The following is a 23992-nucleotide window of genomic DNA, read 5'->3' on the forward strand; positions in this document are numbered from 1 at the left end:
AGGGGGTACGACCGTAGTGTTAAATAAAATTTATGATTGGGTGGATGAACGGTTAGATATCACTCCAATTTGGCGAGATATCGCTGACCATGAAGTACCTGAGCACGTAAACCCTGCACATCATTTTTCTGCATTCATCTATTGTTTCGGAGGTTTGACGTTTTTCGTAACGGTGATCCAAATCTTGTCTGGTATGTTCCTGACAATGTATTATACACCGGATATCGAGAACGCATGGAAATCAGTTTTCTACCTTCAAAATGATGTTGCATTCGGTGAACTTGTGCGTGGGATGCACCACTGGGGAGCTTCGTTAGTTATCGTCATGATGTTCCTACATACTTTACGTGTATTCTTTACAGGGTCTTATAAAAAACCTCGTGAATTGAACTGGATCGTCGGCGTTATGATTTTCGGCGTCATGATGGGTCTAGGGTTCACAGGATATCTATTGCCTTGGGATATGAAGGCTCTATTCGCAACAAAAGTTGGGATTGAGATTGCCGCGTCAGTACCTTTCATCGGAGAACAGATTAAAATTCTTCTCGCGGGTGATTCCACGATATTAGGTGCACAGACGTTAACAAGATTCTTCGCGATTCATGTATTTTTCCTACCGGCTGCTTTGCTTGGGTTGCTTGCAGCACACTTTATCATGATCAGAAGACAAGGTATTTCCGGACCACTATAAGAACCAATTTATTGGTTAGGGTCATCTGAAATTTAAGAAGGAGGGAATAACATGCACCGCGGAAAAGGGATGAAATTTGTTGGAGATTCGCGCATCAAAGCTACAAATAAAATGCCGAACACTCCAAAAGATTACTCAGAATATCCGGGTAAAACCGAAGCATTCTGGCCAAACTTTCTATTGAAAGAGTGGATGATCGGAGCGATCTTCTTGATCGGTTACCTAATCGTCACACTTGCACACCCGTCACCGCTTGAGCGTCAAGCGGACCCGACGGATACAATGTATATACCGGTTCCAGACTGGTATTTCCTATTCATGTATCAATTATTGAAATATGAATTCGCATCCGGTCCTTATAACGTGATCGGTGCGATCATCATTCCTGGTTTGGCATTTATGGCATTAATGCTGGTTCCTTTCACGGATACGACGAAAGAGCGACGTCCGTTTAAGCGTCCATTGCCAACAGGCTTCATGATTCTTTCATTCTTGGCGATGTTCTACTTGACTTGGGAGTCCGTTGTGAACCACGACTGGGAAGCAGCAAAAGTTCAAGGTGCGATCGTTGATGAAGTAGAATTTGATGAAACAGCCGAGGGCTATGAGATTTATCAAGGTTCTTCCTGTATTGGCTGTCACGGGGACTCATTCCAGGGTGGTTTGGGATTACCGTTGACGAACACAGGCATGACTGCAGATGAAATTATTGAAATTGCTCATGATGGCCGTGGATCTATGCCTCCTGGTACATGGGAAGGTTCGGATGAAGATCTTCAAGTACTTGCTGAGTTCATTGAAGGTTTGAATACGGATTGATGAAAAAAGAGTCAGGAAACTGACTCTTTTTTTCTATATATCCAGTTTGAATGATGCATAATCATAATACATACAGAATCAGCAATAAAAACGAGGGGGTATGTTTTTGCGCATCCTATTTACGCAACTGTGGTTCATCCTGTCCCATAAATCATTTTTATGGATACTTCTATTCATCAATATATTCGGTACGGTATACGGATATGACTGGTATATGTGGCAGCTGGAAATAACGGAACCAAAATTTTGGATATTTGTTCCCGACAGTCCGACAGCTACTTTGTTTTTCTGTTTGGCGATCATTGGTTGGTTAGTGAAACGAAACTTCAAGTTAATGGAAGCGCTCGCATTGATTACGCTCGTTAAGTATGGCGTCTGGGCAGTCGTAATGAACTTTCTTACATTAGCGGAAACAGGTTCGATCGGTTGGGTAGGCTGGATGCTCATTGGTTCTCATTTTGCGATGGCTGTTCAAGGTGTCCTCTATATACCGAATTATCGATTCACTGGGCGGCACATTGCAATTGCCGCCATCTGGACATTGCATAATGATGTCATCGATTATGTCTTTGGTCAAATGCCGATTTATCACGATTTGATGAAGTTTAGTCCACAAATCGGATACTTCACGTTTTGGTTGTCCATCGCATGTATTGGAATTGCCATGTGGAGCTTCAAAACAAGATTGGACCCGCTGCAAACTAATCGGTAGTTAAAAGTTGCAGTAAGCCGACAAAGATTATAAAATTGAAGAAGATAGAAAGGGGAGAGATTGACGTGTTCTGGCTCTATTTTGGTATGATCATATTGCTGCCTATCTATGCGCAATTTAAAGTGAAAAGCACATATAATAAATACTCAAAAGTACGTTCCACGTCAGGGATGACTGGAGCACAAGTAGCTCGTCTCATTTTGGACCAAAATGGTTTACATGATGTGAAAGTAGTGGAAAGTAAAGGTTTCTTAAGTGACCACTATAACCCGATGACAAAGATTGTTGCATTATCTTCAAGTAACTATCATGAAGCATCGGTTGCAGGTACCGCGGTAGCTGCACACGAAGTGGGCCATGCGATTCAAGATAAGGAAGACTATTCATTCCTGCGTTTCCGTCACAGATTAGCACCAGTTGCGAATCTTACTTCGAATGCATCCTGGGTCTTCATCATGATCGGTTTAATTTTCTCAAGTATGAATTCATTGCTTGGGATCGGAATTTTGCTGATGGCTGTTGGGGTCGTATTCCAAGTTGTTACATTGCCTGTGGAATTTAACGCATCGTCTCGTGCGATGGATCAAATCGTGGAATTAGGGGTTATTCGTAATGACGAAGAACCGTATGCAAAGAAAGTATTGAGCGCAGCTGCGATGACGTATGTTGCTGCTACTGCAGTTGCTGTTCTCGAGCTACTGCGTTTAGTACTGATTTTTGTAAATCGCGACTGATCACTTAAATGAACATGTACGATGAAAATCCGTCCGCTGACATAGTGTCAGCGGACGGATTTTTTAATCTTGAATCGGACGTTTTTGTTCGTCCAATGTAAAGCCTTCTCCCATCACGTCATGAACTTCCATTAACGATACAAAGGCTTCAGGATCGACAGAGTTGATGATGTTTTTCAGTCGGATCATTTCGTTTTTCCCAACTACACAGTAAAGGATTTCACGGTCTTCCTTTGAAAAATGTCCATATCCTTTAAATACCGTCACGCCTCTGCCCATGACAGTGCCAATCATTTCCGCCATTTCATCTGGATAATTCGTGACGATAAATGCCCCTCTCGCCGAGTAAGCACCTTCCTGCACGAAGTCAATGACCCGGGCGCCGACAAATAAAGCGACCAACGTATACATCATGGAACGATAATCCAAATAAACCGCCCAGCTCAGTAAAATAACAACTGCATCAAATGCAAACATCGTTTTTCCCATTGTGATGCCGAACTTCTTATGAGCGAGCCGTGCAATGATGTCCGAGCCGCCAGTCGTACCGCCGCTTCTAAAGATAATACCGAGGCCGACACCGATAAAAACACCGGCGAATAAAGAAACAAGAAACAAATCGCCCTCCATATGAATCTGCATTTGATACTTCATGAAAATTTTGATGAATACCGAAACAGCAACCGTTCCAATTACCGTATATATGAAAGATCTTCTACCCAGCATCTTCCACCCAAGAAAAAACATCGGAATATTTAGCACCAAGTTCATTAGAGCAGGATCCCATTGAAACGCAAATAGCAAAATCAGTGTAATCCCAGTGAATCCACCTTCCGCCAATTCATGCTGAATCGTGAAGTTGACGAGCCCAAAACTAAAAATGGCTGCACCAAGTAAGATTAACAATATATTGCGAATACGGATGCCAGAAAACAACGACAACACTCCTTCTATGACAAATATAATTTCCCATTTAACATAATCAAGGATTGACAGTACAATTCTATTTAACTCCTCGATATGCAGGACTTAAGCACAAATCACGCGCCTGCTCACATAGTAATCTTTCCCCGCGATTTGACCAATATAGACAGTATGTGCTAAATATTTTATTTTGACAATAGTGAGTAGAATGCATACGATAGAAAGGGGAGTTGATATAGTAATGGAACCATCCAAATCAATGGTACAATTACAACAAGATGTTGATGCATACATAACAAGTTTTAAAGAAGGCTATTTTCCTCCAATGGAACTAATGGCAAGATTGACGGAAGAGCTAGGCGAATTATCTCGTGAAGTTCAAGATCGCTATGGTATGAAGAAGAAAAAATCTTCGGAAGCCGTACGGACACTTGAAGAAGAAACAGGCGACCTATTGTTTGTCCTGATTTGCTTCGCTAACTCGCAAAACATAGATTTAACGGAAGCACTTGAAAATGTACTGACGAAATTCAACACTCGAGATGCGAATCGATGGACGAAAAAGGAGGAAATGGAATGACGATTAAATTAGCGATAGCTGGCGCACGCGGACGAATGGGTGGCACAGCAGTTCTGGCCGCGAATGAAGCAGCTGATATAGAAGTGGTGGCAGCACTCGATTACAAATATGATGGCCAATTTTTACATAATGAAACGGTAACAGAAATGGAAGATGGGATACCGATTTATACATCACTAACTGCATTAAAAGCAGCACATAATCCCGATATCTTGCTCGACGTCACGGATCCAGATGCTGTTTTCGTAAACGCAAGTGAGGCATTAACACTCGGCATGCATGTCGTCATCGGGACGTCTGGCCTGACATCGGAAATGTTAACGGATTTAGAGAGACTTTCGAAGGAACGGCAGAAAAGCTGTATCATTGCGCCGAACTTTTCGATCGGTGCTGTATTGATGATGAAATTTGCCCAGCAGGCAGCCCGCTATTTAGGCGACATCGAAATACTCGAAATGCATCACGACCGTAAACTGGATTCTCCGTCCGGCACAGCAGTCAAAACAGCCGAGATGATTCGGGAGGTGCGTGCAGCGCATATTCAAGGGCATCCTGAAGAGCAGGAAACGATTCCGGGAGCTAGAGGCGCAGATATAGAAGGAATGAAAATCCATAGTATCCGACTTCCCGGGCTGCTTGCGCATCAAGAAGTATTACTTGGAGGAGAAGGCGAACTGCTGAAGATACGTCATGATTCATTCGATCGGAAATCATTCATGCCAGGGATTTTGCTGGCTATTCGTGAAGCGGTCTCGACAACACAGTTCGTTTACGGACTAGAAAAGATTATCGACTAAACTTCGGCAGTGAGGCGGTTGAACGTATGCAACAACAAAGAAGATTAAAAGTAGGCGTGATTTGTTATCCCTCATTAGGTGGTTCGGGAGTGGTGGCAACAGAACTTGGGAAGAAAATGGCAGATAAAGGTCATGAAATGCACTATATAACATCCAGCAAGCCTTTCCGTTTTCTGGATGCCCATCCGAATATCCAATTTCATGAAGTGAAAATTGAAGGGTATGCTGTGTTTAAGTATCCACCCTATGATATCGCGCTCGCTAACCGCATTGCGCAGGTTATTCAAACTGAAGGGCTTGACTTACTGCACGTTCATTATGCTGTACCACATGCGATTTCCGCAGTTTTGGCTAAAGATATGGCAGACTCGGCGATCGGAATCATCACGACACTTCATGGGACGGATGTCACCATTTTAGGTTATGACCCCGCGCTGAAAAACACATTATCATATGGAATCAATAAATCAGATCGAGTCACAGCAGTTTCAGATTCACTAAAAAACGAAACGATTGAACTGCTGCATCCGACGACAGAAATCGAAACGATCTATAATTTTATCGACGAAGAAAAATATTTTCCGCATGAAACGGTATACCTGCGCGAAGAGCTTGGGATTGCGCCGGATGAAAAAATATTGATTCATATTTCGAACTTCAGGAAAGTGAAGTGTATTCCCGACATCATTGAAAGCTTTGAATTAATCCGCCGGAAGCATAACGTCAAATTGCTGTTAGTTGGCGAGGGACCAGAAAAATTTGAGTTGGAGCAGGATGTGCAGAAGGCTGGACTTCAGGAAGACATTTTATTCTTAGGTAAACGGGACGACCTGCCAGAGCTGCTGTCGGAGAGCGATGTCATGTTGCTGCTATCAGAAAAGGAAGCGTTCGGGCTTGTCTTACTCGAAGCTTTCGCGTGCAGAGTCCCTGCCGTTGCAACGGCAATCGGCGGCATACCGGAAGTGGTGGAAGACGGTTATAATGGTTTTCTTGTCGAATTGGGTGATGTACAAGCGGTTGCGGAGAAAGTTTCTCAGCTTTTAACGGACGATCAGCTGTATAAGCAAATGCAGGAAAACGCGGAACTGACTGTGCAACAACATTTTAGTTCAGAATACATCGTTTCACAATACGAAGCATTATATTATGAAGTGGCGGAGATGAAATGACAACTTCTTTTGGTTCACTTGCGAGTCGTGAAGTGGTTCAGCAATTACAATCGGCGGGCTACGAAGCTGTATTTGTCGGAGGAGCAGTGCGAGATTTTGCGTTAGGCAAGGAGCCTACCGATATCGATATCGCAACGTCTGCTACGCCTGAACAAGTCAAAGAGGTATTTGACCATACAATCGATATAGGCATCGCACATGGAACGGTGTTAGTTCTCATGATGGATGAACCGATTGAAGTCACTACCTTTCGGACGGAAGGTACTTATAGCGACCATCGGAGACCCGACGAAGTCTTTTATGTCACTTCACTGAAAGAAGACTTACAACGTCGTGATTTTACGATTAATGCGCTGGCAATGACGCTGGAAGGTGAAATGGTCGATTTATTCGGAGGGCTTGACGACCTGGAGAAGCGCTTGATCCGCTCTGTAGGTTGTCCGGCTGAACGATTTAGCGAGGATGCATTGAGAATTTTTCGGGCATTACGCTTTTCGTCTGTTTTGGATTTCCGAATCGAGGAAAAGACTTTGGAAGCGATGAAAAAGCTGGCACATGAATTGAGTCATATCGCCATGGAGCGCATCAAAGTAGAAATGGATAAATTATTGCAAGGGAAAAACTCTTCGATCGCTTTCCAATACAGCAGGGAAATCGGATTGCCGACGCTTTTCCCAAAATTATTTTCTTCTTTTGCTCAGCTGGATTCGTTCACACCTTTTTTGAATGCACGTCATGGCTGGGCTGCGATGCTCTTGCTCAGTAATGTTTCGTCGGCAGAGTTCGCGAGGAAATTTAAACTTTCGAACGAAGAGAAACGTTTTCTAAAGCAAATAGAGGAAGCATCTGCCATCCGGGTCGATCATTCGTTCCAAGATCTCGAACTTTATCGATATCCTTTGGAAGTGCTTGACATTGGTGAAAGAATCCATAATGCTCAATTTCCAGATGAAACGACACGGACTCTCGAACAATTAGCCGAACGGAAAAACAATTTACCGATCAAGCAGCGTTCAGAGCTTGCGTTCACCGGCAATGACCTGCTCGTTTGGTTGGGGCGGCGTGGCGGGAAGTGGACGAGCGAATGGATTGGAAAGATTGAGGAAGCAGTTGTGGAAAGAAGAGTTGAAAACGACGCAAAGGCGATAAAGGAATGGTTTTTATATGAAATTTTCCGTGAAGAATGAACTGTTGAAGAGACTGTTTGCTGCGCAGGGAAAACCGGTGTCCGGACAAGATATTGCCGATGAATTCGGTCTTTCTCGCACCGCAATTTGGAAATACATTAAAGAATTAGAAGAAGAGGGCTATGAAATTGGCTCGTTGCGTAAAAAAGGCTATTATTTAATTGAAATTCCTGACATTGTCAATCAGGCCAATATTCACGAGCATTTAGAAACGAAAACATACGGTCAGACGATCCATTATTTTAAAACCTGTCCAACGACCCAGAAAATTGCCCACGAAGAAGCACAAAACGGTGTAGAGGACGGGACGTTGATCATTTCGGAAGAACAGACAGCGGGGAAAGGCCGACTTGCCAGACCTTGGACGTCAAATGCAGGACGAGGCATTTGGATGAGTCTGATCATCCGACCGAATCTTGCGCCTCAACAAGCTCCGCAGCTTACTCTTGTGGCTGCTGTCGCGATTGTGCGTGCGATTGAAGACATAACCGATATCCATCCGGTCATTAAGTGGCCAAATGATATTCTGATCAACAATAAAAAAGTGACGGGCATTTTGACGGAGCTGCAAGCTGACCCAGACCGTATAAAAGCTGTTATTCTTGGCATGGGCATTAACGTTAACCAAGATGTGACGGATTTCCCGGAAGAGTTGCAATCGATTGCCACTTCATTGAAAATTGAAAAAGGCGAAGAAGTTGATCGGGCAAAACTGGTGGCCAAAATCTTGGAGTACTTGGAGCAATACACGTCACTTTATGTGGAGAAAGGTTTTGCTCCTATAAAACTATTGTGGGAAAGCTATGCTTCGATAACAGGCAAGCGTGTCCGGGCCAATATGGTGAACGAAACTGTTGAAGGCGTGGCACTTGGTATTTCGGCAGAAGGAATGTTGGAGCTACAACTGGCTGACGGATCGGTCCGGGGAATTTACTCTGCCGATATTGAAGTGAAAAATTAAAACTATACAGAATCTTACTGTTTTGATATAGTATACATCGAAGGGCGGTATCATTGAAGAGCTGCACCTGTTTTGAAAATGAAATAGTGATGAGATCTGCCTTGATCTGCAAAGACAGGGACGGAGGACGCAATTTATGTACGCTTACGCAACCCTTCTGTCCAATTTTGGATCAGCAGGGTTTTATTTTTGTTTTAAAGATAAATAGCCCCCGCTGAAATTCGTTAAAAGGAGAAGATGAACAGTGAAATCAACAACGGATTTTTCAAAGATGAAAGTCGCTGGTGAAAAGATCAGCATGCTGACGGCTTATGATTTTCCAACAGCACAAATCGCAGAACAAGCGGGGGTCGATGTACTTCTCGTCGGCGATTCTCTTGGGATGGTCGTATTGGGCTATGATTCTACAGCACTTGTGACGTTAGAAGAAATGATTCATCACGGAAAAGCGGTTAGACGAGGCGCTAAAGAAACATTTGTTATTGTCGATATGCCGTTCGGTACGTATCACGGATCGGAGGATACTACACTACAGCATGCACTGCGCTTATTCCAAGAAACAGCTGCGAACGCGCTAAAGGTAGAAGGCAGCGGTGCAGTAGTTGATAAAATCAATTTACTGACGTCTGCTGGAATTCCGGTCTGTGGGCACTTGGGGCTCCTTCCTCAGTCGGCAGGTGTTACTGGCGGATATAGAGTACAGGGCAAGACAGCTGCAGCAGCGAAACAATTGATCGAGGATGCAAAAGCATGTGAAGCGGCTGGCGCGTTCATGATCGTCTTGGAATGCATTCCTTTCCAACTGGCAAAAGAAGTGGCGCAGGCCGTTTCGATTCCGATCATCGGTATCGGGGCCGGTGCAGATACCGATGGACAAGTACTTGTGTTCCATGACATGGTTCGCTATGGTAATCACAAATTGCCGAAGTTTGTAGAAAGCTATGCCGATGTAGGTAAAGATATCGAAGGGGCAATGAAGCTCTATAATATGGCCGTAAAAGAGGGGGCATTCCCTTCCGAAAGCCATCGCTTCACGATGAAAGAAGAAGAACTCGATGCTTTATACGGAGGTAAAAAGTTATGAATGCGGCTGGTACGATGCGAATTGTCCGCACGGTGAATGAGCTTCAAGCTATAGTGAATCCAAAACAGCGCAATGGCCGTACAGTTGGTTTTGTGCCAACGATGGGTTTTCTTCATGAAGGTCATCTGACGCTGGTGGAACATGCGAGAAGAGATCATGATATCGTTGTCATGAGCATTTTCGTCAACCCGGCGCAATTTGGTCCTGGTGAAGATTATGAAGCATATCCACGTAACGAGCAACGTGATGCGGACCTTGCATCTGCAGCGGGCGTCGATTATTTATTTATCCCATCTGTAGAAGAGATGTATCCTAATAAGAGCACGATTCGTATCCTTCCTGGAGAGCAAGCGACGCGTCTATGCGGTGCATCCAGACCCGGCCATTTCGATGGCGTGTTGAAAGTGTTGTTGAAACTATTTAATATCATTGATCCGGATGAATCATATTTCGGAATGAAAGATGCGCAGCAGTTGGCGATCATTGAAACGTTCGTGCGTGATTTTAATTTACGGACGGTGATCTCCCGTGTTCCCACGGTACGGGAAACAGACGGGCTTGCGAAAAGCTCCCGAAATGTTCGTTTGACAGAACAGGAGCGGAGTGAAGCAAGCGCGATTTATAAAGCATTAAGTCTTGGAAAGAAAAGTTACTATGACGGAGTACCATTGCAAGAAGTAGAAAAGATCATTCGGACGGCTATTGAAAAAGACACGTCAGGAACGATCGACTATGTGACCGCGCTAGCTTATCCTTCATTGGATGAAAATTTCAGTGAAGCGGAGGAAGTTATTATCGCGGCAGCTGTGAAATTCACTTCAACACGATTAATAGATAATATTATTATGTCAACCATAAAGGATGAGAAAAATGATTAGAACGATGATGAATGGAAAAATCCACCGCGCAACTGTTACGGAAGCCAATCTGAATTATGTGGGCAGCATTACCATCGATGCAGCATTACTCGAAGCTGCCGGCATGTTGCCGAATGAAAAAGTGCAGATCGTCAATAATAATAATGGTGCACGCTTTGAAACGTATATTATCGAAGGGGAACGAGACAGTGGCGTGATCTGTGTCAACGGAGCGGCAGCGCGTCTCGTGCAGCCGGGAGATATTGTCATCATCTTGAATTATGTCTATTTATCTGATGAAGAAGCACGCGTACATCAGCCGAATGTCCTAATCATGGATGAAAATAATCGCATAAAAGAGCTGATTACCGAGAAGCCTGGCGTCGCTCTTCTCTAGGAATGCAAAAAGGGAACTTATTTGAGAAACTTCAAATGGGTTCTCTTCTTTTTGGGTAGAGGGAAGACGTGAGTAGCTGATCCAAGTATGATACAATTTGCTAGAGAAACCAATACAGGAAGTTGATGATGGTATGTCTACAAGCAAATATGCAGTTGTTGATCTGGAAACAACGGGTCACTCACCTTCAAAAGGCGACCGGATCATTCAAATTGCTATAGTCTTTATTGAAAACAATCAAATTATCGATACATATATGCGTTATGTTCATCCGCAACGCACCATTCCACCATTCATCCATCAACTGACTTCAATCGGTGATGAAGATGTAGCGGAAGCGCCTCCTTTTGAAGAGATTGCCGAGGAGGTGGCGGATATGCTTGCGGGGTGTGTGTTTGTTGCACATAATACCGACTTTGATGTTTCCTTCTTACAAAAAGAACTCGTGCGCTGCGGGGTATCGAAGTGGCAGGGTAAGAAAATCGATACGGTAGAGCTTGCGAAGATTTTATATCCGACATTGCCGGGATATCGATTGCAGGATATTGCGGAAGCTCTGAACATACCACTGCACCAAGCACATCGAGCAGACGATGATGCAAAAGCTACTGCAGAATTCTTTTTAAAAGCATTGGCTAAGATCCATGATTTGCCGAAAGAAACGCTCGGTCGGCTGCATGAACGTTCATTTGCAATGAAATCGGATCTGTCGACATTGTTTTATGAAGGACTGCGCTCTGTACAAAGCAAAGAAACTGCTAAAGAGTATTCATTGTTTCGTGGGATTCCTTATCGGAAAGAACAGGAGATGGCACCATGTCCTACTGAGCTGCCGACATTTCCTTCGAGTGACGAAACAAAAGAACAATTTTTACAGAAGATCAATGCCAAGTATCATGTGAGAAGAGGTCAAGCCGAATTAATGGATTTGACATGGCAGGCTTTTGTAGAGAAGAAACAAGTAGCTGTCGAGATTCCGACAGGTGTTGGAAAAACAATGGGCTATTTGATCCCTTCAATTATTCAGGCGTCTGCTACGAAAAAACCGATCGTCATAAGCACCTACACAAACCATTTGGTCGACATGTTAGCGGAGGAAGTGCAGAATCTTGGTAAAGCGTTGCAAATGAACATTCCGACTACTGTTGTCAAAGGAATGGCGAATTACATTTCATTCGGAAAGTTTGAAGAGTTATTACGTTTCAATGATGAGGTCTATGATGACTCCATAACGATCATGCAAGTGCTGGTCTGGCTGACGGAGACGACAACAGGTGATTTGGATGAAGTGAATGTTTCAGGGGGCGGTCAGCTGTTTATAGACCGAATTCGCAAGCGTTCCATGAAGTTGAAACGGGATGAGCGAGTGGTCGATTTTTATTCGCGGACTTTGGAGCGTTGCCGAAATTCGATGCTATTGTTGACGAATCACGCGATGCTGATGAACGACAAAGAGCGACACACGCCCCTGTTCCAGTCGGTGGGAGGACTTGTGATCGATGAGGCACATCAATTGTATCAAGCGGCCATTCGAACGCAGGAGCAAGTTTTCTCCTTTACAAATTGGAAGTACGTGATGAGCCAATTGAATTCATTCAGCAATGGGCAATTGCTTTTTGATATACAAGAGATCCTGACGCGTTTTCATTTCAACCATAGGCATTCCACTGAAAAACTGCAGAGTTCGTATGACGCGTTCATGCTTGCTTTTGATGAGTCGATGCTGATCTTGGCGAACACGAAAATGGAGCAGGAGAACCGTCGGACGACACGTTCAGTGAAACCCCTGAAGAAGCGTTTGCTGCAACATGAAAGCTTCCGTGTGGTGCTGCGGAAATTGAATGAGTTTTTGCATGCCGCAGAAAACTATACCAGACCTGTACAGCAGCACGCGAATGAACTGACACTTGACGAACAAGCCGCGCTGAATGAATGGCTGTATTGGTTGGATGAAATGAAAATAAAAGCAGGGGACTGGGTAGAGCTTTTTTTGGAGGATACCGAGTCTCACATGACAATTTGGATGGAAAGAGACAGCAGAAGCTTGCCGGGAAGTTTGCAGATCAAAAAGAGCCCGATTCATGCGGCTTCCGTTGTCCGTTCATTCATTGATCAATTTGAAGGGCAGGCGGGGATTGTCTGGACGTCCGGTACGTTAACAGCAGGTCAGGACGAACGATTTGTGTTGGATCAAATGGGTGTGCCTGAAACGGTTCCGATTTATGTATTTGATGCGCCAAGCGATTTTTATGCAGGGGCGAATACGTTTATTGTGGAGGATATGCCAGATATACAGCAAGTTTCAGACGACGAATACATTGCGGCCGTTGCTGATGCCTTGATTCAGACGGCCGTCGCGATTGATGGACGTGTGTTTGCTCTGTTCCTATCCCACGATATGCTGAAGAAAACATACGAAGAAATCGTGGATAGCGAATCGTTACAGGATGAATATACATTAATAGCGCAAGGTGTAAGTTCAGGCAGTCGGCACAAGCTTCTTAAGACATTCAAACAATCAGAGAAAGCGATTCTGTTTGGAACGACAAGTTTCTGGGAAGGCGTTGATGTTCCGAGTGATGAGCTGTCAGCTGTTGTCGTCGTGAGATTGCCGTTCACCTCTCCTGAAGAACCTCTCTTTAAAGCGCGTTCTGCTGCATTGCAGGCAGAGCAAAAAAATGCATTCACACACCTCGGCTTGCCGGAAGCAATCCTTAGATTCCGACAAGGATTCGGCCGACTGATCCGCTCTTCAGATGAACAAGGATTTTTCATAATCCTAGATCGGCGAATCGATACAAAATCATACGGCAAATCATTCTTGAATGCATTACCACAGTCTCATGTAAAAAAAGTATCGCTAGAGAGTCTGGTGAATGAGATAGAAAATTGTTATACTGATTTATGAAAGTGTAAAGCGCCGTCTAGCCTCGACAGGCGTTGGAGGGCTTAAAATAAAGGTGCTTCTTACCTTTATTTTAAGTCCGAAACGACCCGAGAGGCTGGCGCTTGAAACTGGATGATGCAAAAGTGTAAAGCGCCGTCTTGCCTGGACAGGCGTTGGAGGGCTTGAAAATAAAGGTGTTTTTTACCTTTAATTTAAGTCCGAAACGACCCGAGAGGCTGGCGCTTAAAGCTAGATGTCTCAAAATTGGTTTTACCAAAATCGAAAGTAGGTTAGAAAATGAATCGAAAAAAATTGGCGGTTCATTCGACAGGAAGGGTTGCTTATGCTCAATTGGATTAAGTTTTTATCCATCTTTTTATTCACCCTTTTTGTAACGATTACGATCATAGTTTTTTATCAAGCTGAAAAGCCATTTGCTTCTACAAGAGATGCAGCGATGGATCTCGTGCTCAGTGAAGGAGCGCTTACGACAGTGGACCGGGCAGATATTTATCATGGCACCGCCGCATTGGTCTCTGTTTATGGTACAGATGAAAAAGGCAAGAACAAAGTAATTTTAGTGGATGAAAAAGCAGGAAAAGTCGTCCGTACGATTACGCCCTCTACAGGCATTACAAAGCAACAAGCCGCAGACATCGTTAAAAAAGAAGATAAGGTCCAAAAGATTCTACACACTTCACTCGGAATGGAAAAAGAAAACCTTTTTTGGGAAGTGACATATCTTGGGGAAGATGACAGTTTGAATTATGTCTATCTTAATTTTAAAGATGGCAAGTGGCAAAAGCGAATTATGCATTTATAGATTACTGTTGAATTAGGATTAAAGGAGAGCGGTCAATTTGAGAAAACAATTAGCATCGAGAGTAAGTACTTTAACACCATCTACAACACTAGCGATTACTGCGAAAGCAAAAGAAATGAAGGCATCCGGCATTGATATCGTCGGACTCGGGGCGGGCGAACCGGACTATAATACGCCTGAAAACATTTTGGAAGCAGCTTATCAATCGATGAAAGATGGCAAGACGAAATATACTCCAGCCGGCGGTCTTCCGGAATTGAAAGATGCGATAATTGGCAAATTGAAAACAGATCAAGGGTTGACGTATGAACGCAATGAAATACTGGTTGGCGTTGGTGCGAAGCATGTACTATTTACCTTGTTTCAAGTATTGCTGGATAAAGGCGATGAAATTATCATCCCATCACCTTATTGGGTGAGCTATCCAGAACAAGTAAAGTTGGCAGAAGGCGTGCCGGTATTTATCGAGGGGACGGCAGCTGAACAATTCAAAGTGACGGCAGCACAAATTAGCGAAGCGATAACGGAGAAAACCAAAGCCGTCATCATCAATTCGCCGGGAAATCCGACAGGCATGATCTACACGAAAGAAGAATTGCAGGCGATCGCGGATGTATGCCGTGAAAAAGACATTTGGATCATTTCGGATGAAATCTATGAAAAACTTGTTTATGATGGTAAGCAGCACGTGTCCATTGCACAATTGACGGAAGACGCAAAAGCGCGTACATTCATCATTAATGGCGTATCGAAGTCCCATTCGATGACGGGCTGGCGCATTGGCTATATCGCGGGTGACGCTAGCGTTGTGGGCGCAATGACGAATTTGGCGAGCCACTCGACTTCAAACCCTGTAACAACATCACAATATGCGGCGATTGAAGCATATAACGGTCCGCAAGATGCAGTCGAAGTCATGCGTACTGCTTTTGAATCCCGTATGAATCAGATTTATCCGAAGCTCTCCGCTATTCCTGGTTTCCATGTATTGAAACCACAAGGCGCATTCTATTTCTTGCCTGACGTAAAGGAAGCACTGGAGCATACCGGCTTTGCGTCCGTCGACGAATTCGCAAAAGCACTGTTGACAGAAGCAAATGTAGCGGTAATTCCTGGGTCCGGTTTTGGATCAGATACGACGATTCGGTTATCCTATGCTACATCGATCGATCAGCTTGAAAAAGGCTTGGAACGTATTGAAAAGTTTGTAAAAGATCACTGGAAGGCTTAACCTTCACCCTTTGGAAAGTACGGAAGCAAATTTTCATTTGCTGATGAGAGGAAGTTTCATACATGCAACAAGATGAGCGGCTGAAAATTTGGATTGAGCAGGGAAATGTCTCTATTTCCCAGCTCTTTTTTCAACATTATAAACAACTGCTGATTTCAGATAGTGACGCCATGGTGATTTTGCATATTATCGCATTTCAAGGAGAAGGAAAACATTTTCCTACTCCTACCGATATTGCGAACCGTATGCAGCAGCAAGAGAAGGATATAACGGACTCTTTACAACGTTTGATGCAAAAAGGAATTTTTTCGATTGTACAAAGTACGGACGAACATCAAGTTTTGCACGAGCGCTTTTCTTTACTGCCTCTATGGGAACGACTACTAGAAATTATCGCGAAAAATCAGGCGCAGATAACAGAGCAACGGCAACAAAATGATGAAGGGGAAATCTTCTCTTTATTTGAGCAAGAATTCGGACGTTTTCTTTCTCCTATGGAGTGTGAAACAATCGGGATGTGGATCGATAAGGATGGCCACTCGGCTGAAATTATCCGCGCCGCATTGAGGGAAGCCGTACTGGCCCAAAAGATGAGCTTACGCTACATCGACCGCATTTTATTTGAATGGAAAAAGAAAAATGTACGAACGATGAAAGATGTTGAAAGGCAAGTTCAATCGTTCCGTCCTGTCGCGGCTGCTACGGTAACACAGCAGACGACAAAAAAATCTATAAAACGTGTACCTTTCTATAATTGGTTGGAAGAACGAGAATAGGGGATACTATGTTAACAAAAACACAATGGCAAGTCTGCCTGCAAACGTTCGAAGAGATGTTTCCGGATGCTCATTGTGAGCTCGTGCATAAAAATCCGTTCGAGTTACTTATCGCAACGTTATTATCCGCCCAATGCACTGACGTATTGGTGAATCGCGTAACTGCTGATCTATTTCAAAAGTATACGGTCCCGGAAGATTATCTCGGAGTTTCCATTGAGGAATTACAGCAAGACATTCGTTCGATCGGTCTCTACCGCAATAAATCAAAAAATATCCAAGCGCTTAGTGAGATATTGATTGAAGAACATGGCGGGGAAGTGCCGGCGAGTCGCGATGTCATGATGACACTGCCTGGCGTTGGCCGGAAAACTGCAAACGTCGTAGTATCTAACGCATTTGGCGTTCCAGCCTTAGCGGTGGACACGCATGTGGAACGCGTAGCAAAACGGCTCGGCATGAATCGTTGGAAAGACCGTCCCATCGATGTGGAAGAAAAAATCATGCGTTGGACACCGATGGAAAAGTGGACGCAGACGCATCATCAAATTATTTTCTTTGGGCGCTACCATTGCAAAGCACAAAATCCAAACTGTCCGGAATGCCCACTGTTGCATTTGTGCAGGGAAGGTCAGAAAAGGATGAAAGCGAAATGAATCATGAAGAACTCAAAGAGTCGGTAAGACAAACACTCGAGTTGTGGAGCGAACAGAAGCCGAATCTTGAGAAAGCCTACGCAGTGCGGGATGAAAGCCGCATGCTTTTAGTGCAGCCGGCGATTGAACAATTGGAACGGCTAATCGAGCAGAGCGGAACGGAAGAACATCCACATACAAACAGAATTCAGTATGTGTTGGAGCCGAATAATTACACGGAACGCATAGAGTTTATCAAACTTCAAAACACAAGTCATTATGCATTGGTTCAATTGAACATGCTCTACGATGAAGTAAAGAAGAAAGCAGCCCGACTGCGTGTGCAGCGGTAGTATATTAGGTTCAAAACAAGGAGAAGCTGTCACTGAGGGTCAAAATGACTTTCAGAGACAGCTTTTTTCATTGAATGTAGATACGCACTAAAGTCCCGTTAACGAAACCAACCCGATTTCGTGCCTATATTTCAACACCTTGAAACTGATAAACAGCTTTTCCGACACAATAAAGAGCCGCCCGAAAAGTCAGGTGAAAATGACTTCTCGGGCGGCTTTTATTTAGTTATTGTTAGATTGTGAAGAATTCGGGGTGGATATAGAAGGGTTGGAATCTTGGCCTTGATTCCCTTGCCCTTGGTTGCCCTGATTCCCCTCGTTCCCTTGATTTCCTTGATTCCCTTGGTTGCCTTGATCGTTCGGATTTCCTTGGCCATCTTGATTGCCTTGGTTACCCTGGTTTCCTTGGTTATTTGAGTTGTCTTGGTCGGGATTACCTGGGTTATTTTGATCGGGTTGGCCATCGTTGTCAGAATCACCCTGATCAATGTTTGGATCTTCAAATTCATTGTCTGGATCCTCATCCGGCTCCTCTTCGACGTCCGGCTCATCTGCTCCTTCTAGCAGCAGTTGGGTGGAAGTCGCGCCGCTTGTATAGCCACCCATGCTGGCAGTCACGCTGAATGTATAGGTCTTGCCTAATTCTGCTCCCTGGAAGACTGCTTGGTGATCGGCAGTAGTCGTGATACTTTGCGCTGCGCCTCCGTCAATCGATACGCTAACGTTGAACTCAGGATCTCCAAGATCATCAAATTCATCTGGAACGTCATAATTCCACTGCAATTCAATGGAATTTGAATCGGCATCAAATTGTGCGGTCAAGTCAGTTGGACTCGGCAATTCAATCTGTTCTGGCACTTCTTGTATGGTAGGAAGTGTTCCCCTGACGAATAATTCCGTCCGCACTAAATTGCTCGGAGTGAACGAACTAGCCAAGGCGAGTGGATTACTGCCTTTGACAATTTTTGCTTCTTCCACTGAGTTTGGCTGTGTGAATCGGTCAGGATTGTTTGCAATGCTGCTCATGACCGTTTTGAATAATTTTTGCGGTACGTGTCGGCCTTTATCATATGTTGTAATTGGCGTTACATAATCCGCATAGCCACCCCATGTGGAGATCGTATACTCCGTCGTGTAGCCTGTGAACCAAGTATCGGGTACGTCTGTGTTTTTCATATTATGCTTTTTCATCGTATCGGCAGAGTAGTTGGTCGTCCCGGTTTTACCTGCGATGTCCATTCCGCTAATTGCAGCGTTTATAGCTGTTCCTTCAGAAGTTAAGACGTCACGCAACATATCTGTAATCATATACGCTGTAGAATCTTTCATCGCCGTCACGGGGTCTGGACGAAGATTTTTCTCTGTTTTCCCATCACGTAGCGTGATTTTCGTCACGGCATGTGGTTTCGTGTAAATCCCGCCATTGCCGAATGCAGCATAGGCACCGGCCATTTGCACAGTGGAGAATCCGCCGCCACCGCCCAATGCGTCGCTGGAATTGATCGTGTCATAAGGTAAGCCAAGTGTCTCAGCAAACGCTTTGGCATTTTTTGCTCCGACTTCCTCGAACGTTTTAACGGCAGGAATATTTCTGGAATAGTATAATGCCTCCCGCATTGTCAATGACCCAAGGAATCGTCCGTCTGCATTATTGATGGATTTGTTCGTGCCTTTATATTTATATGGTTCATCTACAACTGTTTGACCTGTAGACCAGCTGAAGTTCTCAATTGCCGGGGCATAAGAGAGAATAGGTTTAATGACTGAACCAGGTTGACGTTTTTGCTCCGCGAAGTTCAAGTTCCGTCCCGCGTACTCACGTCCTCCGCCAACAGCGACAATGGCACCGGTTTTTGTATCCAGCACGGTCATGCCCGCCTGCATTTTTTCCGATTCATAATAACTCGGATCATCGAGGGCGGCTTCTACTGTTTCCTGTACTTTAGGATCGAGTGAGGTTTGTACCGTGATGCCTTCTGCCAATAAATCGGATAGACCAGCTTCCTCTAGCTCATCCAATACGGCGTCTACGTAGGCAGGGTACTTACCATTCGCTTGACGTTCTTCTTCAGGTAATAAAGTGGCTGTGACAGGTATTTTCTTAGCTGCTTCCATCTCTTCTTTTGTGATCTTTTCGTGTCGGTACATAAGTGTCAACACGATGTTTCGGCGCTTCTCCGCACGTTCTGGATGTTTGAACGGATTATAGCCATTCGGATATTGAGGCAATCCTGCAAGCATTGCAGTCTCTTGCAAATCCAATTCATTGAGCTTCTTGCCATAGAAATAGTTTGCTCCTGTACCGAAACCATATCGGTTACCGGACATTAATATTTTATTGAAATACATTTCGAAAATTTCTTCTTTTGAATACTCTCTTTCCAATTTAAACGCAAGCCAAGCTTCTTGAGCTTTTCTTTTTAATGTCTTTTCATCCGTTAAAAATGAGTTTTTGATTACTTGCTGCGTGAGGGTAGAAGCACCTTGGGAACCAAAACCGCTTCGTAAGTTTCCGAGTACTGCTCCGCCTAGACGATAGAAATCCAACCCGTGATGTTTGAAGAAACGGATGTCTTCAGTTGCTAAAATAGCATTTTTCATTTGTTCGGGTATTTCATCATACGGTACATAATCTCGTTTCTCCGCACCAAATTTCAAGAATATATCTCCATCTTTTGTTAGAAAGTTGGACGTGAGCGGATCTTTTAGAAGCTCTTCATCTAAATCAGGTGCTGTACTCGCATAATAGGCGAACAATGAAGCGCCTCCGACTAAGACGGCGAGACCTAGTATGACAACCGCCATTATGATTTTCTTGAACCATCCTTTAGGCGCTTTTTTACGAGGCTTTTTTCTTTGCTTCGCTTCCTCTTGCTTCCTTCTAGCGGTTCTTGAGTTTATATTGTCACTCATGCTTTTTCCTGCCTTTCAATGTCTTGATCTATTCGTTCGCGTTGAAGCCATTGTTCAACGGCTTGTAAGTAATCTAGCCTGGGTTGGTAACCTGTTGAAATCTCAATGGATCGTTCTTTCATTTCCTCCAATGTGATCGACTTTCTTCCGCCGTCTTCCATACGTTTCCATAGAGGGTGAAATTGTTCGAACGGCAATAAGAAGTATCGGTCAAGTGAACTGAAATGAATAATAAAAAAAGCAAGGCCCAATTGATCTATTACGTGCTTCATATGAAGCACTTGATGTGAATGAATATTTTGCAAAGGAAAAGATGTTTTATTCTTTGTCTCTTTCGCTTCGAAATCCACATAGCGGCCTTTATAGACCCCGTTATAGTCTGTAGTGGAAGGTGTGCGGAAATACGCTTCCGTGATGACTGCCGCGCTTCTAGCTGGATATCGGACATTGACTATTTGAATGGGGACCGGCTTTTTATGGATTACCGCCCTTTCATTAGCCAAATAATATTCATTCGTGTCGTTTAGTTCGTCTTCCAATGATTTACCTCGGTTACTGAAGGAGTGGGCAAAGGTTTTCTTTTTTGCTGCTGGTACGGACGGATTATACTTTTTTCCGTTAGGATAACGAATCGTCAATGTGACCACCTCGCGCTCTTAATCATACCATACCCACTACTAGACGAGTTACCAAAAAGAAAGTTTCACAGCAATGTAAAGCTTTGAAAAATAACTTGCGGAATACTTGTTCGTAATAAGTGGAGTAGGGGCTGGCTTTCTGATAAAATATAGATAAGCATAGAGTGATGAAGGAGTTTTATATGATGAGTTTAGTTGAAGAGACAAAGAGCTTGCTTGCCATTTGTGACGAATGTGAGCAGCGTTTTTATACAATGAGAGAAACCGATCATTCACCGGAGTTTTTTGAAGAAGTGAAGCCTTATGCGGACCGCAGCCATCGTGCGATCGCGGATTGGTCTGCGGATATGAAGGTTTGGATCAAGGTTGATAAACCACGATATGTTCATGAAGTGCAGATCGATTCATTAAAAGATTCGATGACGCAATTTGTTGTCCAATCTTTTTATAAAGAGACCGGGAAGAAGCGTTTTATCTTATCTATCAATGCTGCGCGCTATACATTGCAGACTGTTTTGAATGCAATGGGCAATGAAACCAGAGGGCCGTCCGAATGAATAAACAAAATATACCTGAAACCATTCAACGATTATTTGCTGATCCACGTTTTGGGCCGAATATTTCCTATATCGAAACGTTGAAGGAGCAAGAAGCAAAACTTGCTGAATTTCCGCCTGCTTTGCATCCTTCCATTCGACAAGCGTTGGCGGGAAAAGGTATTTCCCAGCTTTATAGCCATCAAAGGCAAGCGTTCGACGCAGTCAGTGAGGGTAACTCGATTACGGCGATCACTCCGACAGCGTCAGGGAAGTCGCTTTGTTATCATCTGCCCGTGCTGCAATCCATCTTGGATAATCCTTCTTCGCGCGCATTGTATTTATTTCCGACCAAAGCATTGGCGCAAGACCAATTGGCGGATTTGCATGAATTGATCGAAGAGAGCGGGGAGACGATTTTAAGCCATACGTATGATGGGGATACGGCACCAGGATTACGGGCAAAAGTTCGAAAATCCGGGCATATTATTTTGACCAATCCCGATATGCTGCATTCGGCGATCCTGCCTCACCACACGAAATGGATCTCATTGTTTGAGAACTTGAAATATATTGTGGTGGATGAACTTCACACATATAAAGGAGTGTTCGGCAGTCATGTCGCGCATGTGTTGAGGAGATTGCAGCGCATTTGCTGGTTTTATGGCAGTGATCCAATTTTCATTTGTACCTCTGCTACGATTTCAAACGCGAAAGAATTAGCCGAGAACTTAACGAATCGGAAAATGGTGCTCATCGATCAAAACGGCGCACCACGCGGAAAAAAACACTTCGTTTTCTACAATCCGCCGATTGTCCATGATATCTTTGGCATACGAAGAAGTGCGGTCCTTGAAGTGCGGGATTTAGGCGCATTTCTTTATCAGCAGCATATTCAGACGATTATCTTCGCACGCAGCCGGGTCCGCGTAGAAATGCTCGTTACGTATATGAAAGAACTGACGAAAAAGAAGTTATTTGATGAGACGGTGATGGGGTACCGCGGAGGCTATCTTCCGACGGAGCGCAGAAAAATTGAAAGCGGACTGAAAAACGGTGATATACGCACGGTAGTCAGCACGAATGCTTTAGAGCTCGGAATCGACATCGGTCAGCTGCAGGCCTGTATCATGACGGGATATCCGGGAAATATAGCAAGTGCCCTGCAGCAGGCAGGACGAGCGGGAAGGCGGCAGGAAGACGCGTTAATTATTTATGTAGCGCAATCGATGCCGCTCGATCAATACATTATTAAGCATCCGTCGTATTTGCTGAGTCAACAGCCTGAAGAAATTCATATTCATCCGGATAATATGTTGATTTTAATGGATCACTTGAAATGTGCTTCATTTGAATTGCCGTTTTCTTCAACAGAAACATACGGTGAGTTCGAAGTGCAGGAACTGCTGGCATTTTTGCAGAGCGAAGGCGTGCTAATGCAAACATCGGATAAATGGCACTGGATGACGGATCGTTTTCCAGCAGGAGAAATCAGCTTGCGATCTGCTTCACAGGAAAATGTGGTTATCATCGATCAGTCATTTCCGAAAGAAACCCGGGTCATTGGAGAAATGGATCGTTTCAGCGCGATGACACTTTTGCATGAGGAAGCGATTTATTTGCATCAAGGTACGCAGTATCAAGTGGAGAAGTTGGATTGGGAAGAAAAGAAAGCGTATGTTACTGTCGTGGACGTTGATTATTTCACAGATGCGAATTTAGCGGTGGAATTGAAAGTGATTAGTGAAGATAAGAGGCAGGACGCGGGAGAACGGACGTATGCGTTTGGTGATTTGGCGGTGCTTGCGATCCCGACGATTTTTAAGAAGATTAAGTTTGGAAATAACCACGACAATATTGGTTCGGGTCCAATATCGCTACCGGCAGAAGAATTGCATACGAACGGCACCTGGCTTGCATTCGACGCGCCGGAAGGATGGGGAAAAGCCAACCTGACAGATGCCATGAGTGCGGCAGCCTATGCCATCCAGTCGCTTATACCTTTGTTCGTTAAGTGTGATCGTAGCGATATACACGTCGTCCCACAGGTGAAGGCCACACATACACAGAAGCCGACTTTCTACATTTATGATAGCTACCCGGGTGGCATCGGACTGAGTGAGAACATCTTCAGTCGCTGGGATGAGCTATTGACGATGACGGCAGAACATATTAATGATTGCCGCTGTGAAATTGGATGTCCGATCTGTATCGGTGCGCAGGAAGCGGGGCAGACACAAAATAAGTTGAATGCCGAACAGTTGCTAAGAGATTTGGTCAATTAAAAG

General features: G+C 44.2%; 23 protein-coding genes. 20 read left to right on the forward strand and 3 right to left on the reverse strand.

Going from position 1 to position 23992, the window contains the following annotated elements; translation table 11 throughout:
* The first annotated feature begins 16 nt into the window (after nucleotides 1-16).
* From qcrB to B5D59_RS00370, 4 genes are all read left to right on the forward strand, one after another.
* The gene (gene qcrB, locus B5D59_RS00355; RefSeq protein ID WP_009497128.1) at nucleotides 17-691 is read left to right on the forward strand and encodes a menaquinol-cytochrome c reductase cytochrome b subunit; all 675 of its coding nucleotides are present in this window, start codon (nucleotides 17-19) and stop codon (nucleotides 689-691) included.
* A 51-nt stretch (nucleotides 692-742) separates the two neighbouring features.
* Nucleotides 743-1510 (forward strand): menaquinol-cytochrome c reductase cytochrome b/c subunit, encoded by a 768-nt coding sequence (locus B5D59_RS00360; RefSeq protein WP_009497127.1) that lies wholly within the window; start codon nucleotides 743-745, stop codon nucleotides 1508-1510.
* A 100-nt stretch (nucleotides 1511-1610) separates the two neighbouring features.
* Nucleotides 1611-2222 carry a lipoprotein heptaprenylglyceryl N-acetyltransferase LhaT gene (gene lhaT / locus B5D59_RS00365; protein ID WP_009497126.1) on the forward strand — a complete coding sequence of 204 codons (612 nt, stop codon included), beginning with the start codon at nucleotides 1611-1613 and terminating at the stop codon, nucleotides 2220-2222.
* A 59-nt stretch (nucleotides 2223-2281) separates the two neighbouring features.
* Nucleotides 2282-2956: a zinc metallopeptidase gene (locus B5D59_RS00370; RefSeq protein WP_281250639.1), complete on the forward strand. Its 675-nt coding sequence runs from the start codon at nucleotides 2282-2284 to the stop codon at nucleotides 2954-2956.
* A 63-nt stretch (nucleotides 2957-3019) separates the two neighbouring features.
* On the opposite strand, the gene B5D59_RS00375 is transcribed toward B5D59_RS00370, so the two are convergent.
* A complete protein-coding gene (locus B5D59_RS00375) occupies nucleotides 3020-3892 on the reverse strand; it encodes a YitT family protein (RefSeq protein ID WP_078816471.1) in 873 nt (290 codons plus the stop codon).
* Nucleotides 3893-4121: 229 nt separating this feature from the next.
* On the opposite strand from B5D59_RS00375, the gene B5D59_RS00380 reads away from it, so the two are divergent.
* The 14 genes from B5D59_RS00380 (at nucleotide 4122) to B5D59_RS00445 (ending at nucleotide 17617) form a co-directional block, all read left to right on the forward strand.
* Nucleotides 4122-4460 (forward strand): nucleotide pyrophosphohydrolase, encoded by a 339-nt coding sequence (locus B5D59_RS00380; RefSeq protein ID WP_040758173.1) that lies wholly within the window; start codon nucleotides 4122-4124, stop codon nucleotides 4458-4460.
* Entirely contained in the window at nucleotides 4457-5257 is an 801-nt protein-coding gene (gene dapB, locus B5D59_RS00385) for a 4-hydroxy-tetrahydrodipicolinate reductase (protein ID WP_040758171.1), read from the forward strand. Before B5D59_RS00380 ends, dapB begins: the two co-directional genes overlap by 4 nt.
* A gap of 26 nt (nucleotides 5258-5283) precedes the next feature.
* The gene (bshA, locus tag B5D59_RS00390) at nucleotides 5284-6426 is read left to right on the forward strand and encodes an N-acetyl-alpha-D-glucosaminyl L-malate synthase BshA (RefSeq protein WP_009497121.1); all 1143 of its coding nucleotides are present in this window, start codon (nucleotides 5284-5286) and stop codon (nucleotides 6424-6426) included.
* On the forward strand, nucleotides 6423-7613 hold the full coding sequence (locus tag B5D59_RS00395; protein WP_009497120.1) for a CCA tRNA nucleotidyltransferase: 1191 nt from the start codon (nucleotides 6423-6425) through the stop codon (nucleotides 7611-7613). The genes bshA and B5D59_RS00395 overlap by 4 nt, the downstream gene beginning before the upstream one ends.
* Complete coding sequence (locus B5D59_RS00400) at nucleotides 7591-8574, forward strand: biotin--[acetyl-CoA-carboxylase] ligase (RefSeq protein ID WP_009497119.1); 984 nt, start codon at nucleotides 7591-7593, stop codon at nucleotides 8572-8574. Before B5D59_RS00395 ends, B5D59_RS00400 begins: the two co-directional genes overlap by 23 nt.
* 244 nt (nucleotides 8575-8818) lie before the next feature.
* The gene (gene panB, locus B5D59_RS00405) at nucleotides 8819-9658 is read left to right on the forward strand and encodes a 3-methyl-2-oxobutanoate hydroxymethyltransferase (protein ID WP_009497118.1); all 840 of its coding nucleotides are present in this window, start codon (nucleotides 8819-8821) and stop codon (nucleotides 9656-9658) included.
* A complete protein-coding gene (gene panC, locus B5D59_RS00410; protein WP_009497117.1) occupies nucleotides 9655-10536 on the forward strand; it encodes a pantoate--beta-alanine ligase in 882 nt (293 codons plus the stop codon). Before panB ends, panC begins: the two co-directional genes overlap by 4 nt.
* Nucleotides 10529-10912 carry an aspartate 1-decarboxylase gene (gene panD / locus B5D59_RS00415; RefSeq protein WP_040758169.1) on the forward strand — a complete coding sequence of 128 codons (384 nt, stop codon included), beginning with the start codon at nucleotides 10529-10531 and terminating at the stop codon, nucleotides 10910-10912. The genes panC and panD overlap by 8 nt, the downstream gene beginning before the upstream one ends.
* Nucleotides 10913-11045: 133 nt before the next feature.
* A complete protein-coding gene (gene dinG / locus B5D59_RS00420; RefSeq protein ID WP_078816472.1) occupies nucleotides 11046-13820 on the forward strand; it encodes an ATP-dependent DNA helicase DinG in 2775 nt (924 codons plus the stop codon).
* 322 nt (nucleotides 13821-14142) lie between these two features.
* On the forward strand, nucleotides 14143-14622 hold the full coding sequence (locus tag B5D59_RS00425; RefSeq protein WP_009497114.1) for a cell wall elongation regulator TseB-like domain-containing protein: 480 nt from the start codon (nucleotides 14143-14145) through the stop codon (nucleotides 14620-14622).
* A gap of 37 nt (nucleotides 14623-14659) precedes the next feature.
* A complete protein-coding gene (locus B5D59_RS00430) occupies nucleotides 14660-15853 on the forward strand; it encodes a pyridoxal phosphate-dependent aminotransferase (RefSeq protein WP_078816473.1) in 1194 nt (397 codons plus the stop codon).
* Between the two features lie 62 nt (nucleotides 15854-15915).
* On the forward strand, nucleotides 15916-16629 hold the full coding sequence (locus tag B5D59_RS00435; protein ID WP_078816474.1) for a DnaD domain-containing protein: 714 nt from the start codon (nucleotides 15916-15918) through the stop codon (nucleotides 16627-16629).
* 8 nt (nucleotides 16630-16637) lie between these two features.
* Nucleotides 16638-17285 (forward strand): endonuclease III, encoded by a 648-nt coding sequence (gene nth, locus B5D59_RS00440; protein ID WP_078816475.1) that lies wholly within the window; start codon nucleotides 16638-16640, stop codon nucleotides 17283-17285.
* Nucleotides 17282-17617 (forward strand): YpoC family protein, encoded by a 336-nt coding sequence (locus B5D59_RS00445; protein WP_078816476.1) that lies wholly within the window; start codon nucleotides 17282-17284, stop codon nucleotides 17615-17617. Before nth ends, B5D59_RS00445 begins: the two co-directional genes overlap by 4 nt.
* Before the next feature lie 222 nt (nucleotides 17618-17839).
* Here B5D59_RS00445 and B5D59_RS00450 read toward each other — a convergent pair whose 3' ends face one another.
* Nucleotides 17840-20530, reverse strand: a complete 2691-nt coding sequence (locus B5D59_RS00450) for a transglycosylase domain-containing protein (RefSeq protein ID WP_078816477.1) — start codon at nucleotides 20528-20530, stop codon at nucleotides 17840-17842.
* Entirely contained in the window at nucleotides 20527-21168 is a 642-nt protein-coding gene (gene recU, locus B5D59_RS00455; RefSeq protein WP_078816478.1) for a Holliday junction resolvase RecU, read from the reverse strand. Before recU ends, B5D59_RS00450 begins: the two co-directional genes overlap by 4 nt.
* Before the next feature lie 185 nt (nucleotides 21169-21353).
* Here recU and B5D59_RS00460 point away from each other — a divergent pair, with 185 nt between their 5' ends.
* Entirely contained in the window at nucleotides 21354-21725 is a 372-nt protein-coding gene (locus B5D59_RS00460) for a YppE family protein (RefSeq protein ID WP_078816479.1), read from the forward strand.
* Nucleotides 21722-23989 (forward strand): DEAD/DEAH box helicase, encoded by a 2268-nt coding sequence (locus B5D59_RS00465; protein WP_139365915.1) that lies wholly within the window; start codon nucleotides 21722-21724, stop codon nucleotides 23987-23989. Before B5D59_RS00460 ends, B5D59_RS00465 begins: the two co-directional genes overlap by 4 nt.
* Nucleotides 23990-23992: the final 3 nt, after the last annotated feature.

The organism is Sporosarcina newyorkensis (assembly GCF_900167515.1).
GTDB classification, from domain to species: Bacteria; Bacillota; Bacilli; order Bacillales_A; family Planococcaceae; genus Sporosarcina; species Sporosarcina newyorkensis.

What these genes read in the sequence shown, in the direction of transcription:
- B5D59_RS00360 (WP_009497127.1), top strand. Translation starts at nt 743, where the DNA reads ATGCACCGCGGAAAAGGGATGAAATTTGTTGGAGATTCGCGCATCAAA.
- lhaT (WP_009497126.1), top strand. Translation starts at nt 1,611, where the DNA reads ATGTTTTTGCGCATCCTATTTACGCAACTGTGGTTCATCCTGTCCCAT.
- B5D59_RS00380 (WP_040758173.1), top strand. Translation starts at nt 4,122, where the DNA reads ATGGAACCATCCAAATCAATGGTACAATTACAACAAGATGTTGATGCA.
- dapB (WP_040758171.1), top strand. Translation starts at nt 4,457, where the DNA reads ATGACGATTAAATTAGCGATAGCTGGCGCACGCGGACGAATGGGTGGC.
- bshA (WP_009497121.1), top strand. Translation starts at nt 5,284, where the DNA reads ATGCAACAACAAAGAAGATTAAAAGTAGGCGTGATTTGTTATCCCTCA.
- B5D59_RS00395 (WP_009497120.1), top strand. Translation starts at nt 6,423, where the DNA reads ATGACAACTTCTTTTGGTTCACTTGCGAGTCGTGAAGTGGTTCAGCAA.
- B5D59_RS00400 (WP_009497119.1), top strand. Translation starts at nt 7,591, where the DNA reads ATGAAATTTTCCGTGAAGAATGAACTGTTGAAGAGACTGTTTGCTGCG.
- panC (WP_009497117.1), top strand. Translation starts at nt 9,655, where the DNA reads ATGAATGCGGCTGGTACGATGCGAATTGTCCGCACGGTGAATGAGCTT.
- panD (WP_040758169.1), top strand. Translation starts at nt 10,529, where the DNA reads ATGATTAGAACGATGATGAATGGAAAAATCCACCGCGCAACTGTTACG.
- dinG (WP_078816472.1), top strand. Translation starts at nt 11,046, where the DNA reads ATGTCTACAAGCAAATATGCAGTTGTTGATCTGGAAACAACGGGTCAC.
- B5D59_RS00425 (WP_009497114.1), top strand. Translation starts at nt 14,143, where the DNA reads ATGCTCAATTGGATTAAGTTTTTATCCATCTTTTTATTCACCCTTTTT.
- B5D59_RS00435 (WP_078816474.1), top strand. Translation starts at nt 15,916, where the DNA reads ATGCAACAAGATGAGCGGCTGAAAATTTGGATTGAGCAGGGAAATGTC.
- nth (WP_078816475.1), top strand. Translation starts at nt 16,638, where the DNA reads ATGTTAACAAAAACACAATGGCAAGTCTGCCTGCAAACGTTCGAAGAG.
- B5D59_RS00445 (WP_078816476.1), top strand. Translation starts at nt 17,282, where the DNA reads ATGAATCATGAAGAACTCAAAGAGTCGGTAAGACAAACACTCGAGTTG.
- B5D59_RS00450 (WP_078816477.1), bottom strand. Translation starts at nt 20,530, where the DNA reads ATGAGTGACAATATAAACTCAAGAACCGCTAGAAGGAAGCAAGAGGAA.
- B5D59_RS00460 (WP_078816479.1), top strand. Translation starts at nt 21,354, where the DNA reads ATGAGTTTAGTTGAAGAGACAAAGAGCTTGCTTGCCATTTGTGACGAA.
- B5D59_RS00465 (WP_139365915.1), top strand. Translation starts at nt 21,722, where the DNA reads ATGAATAAACAAAATATACCTGAAACCATTCAACGATTATTTGCTGAT.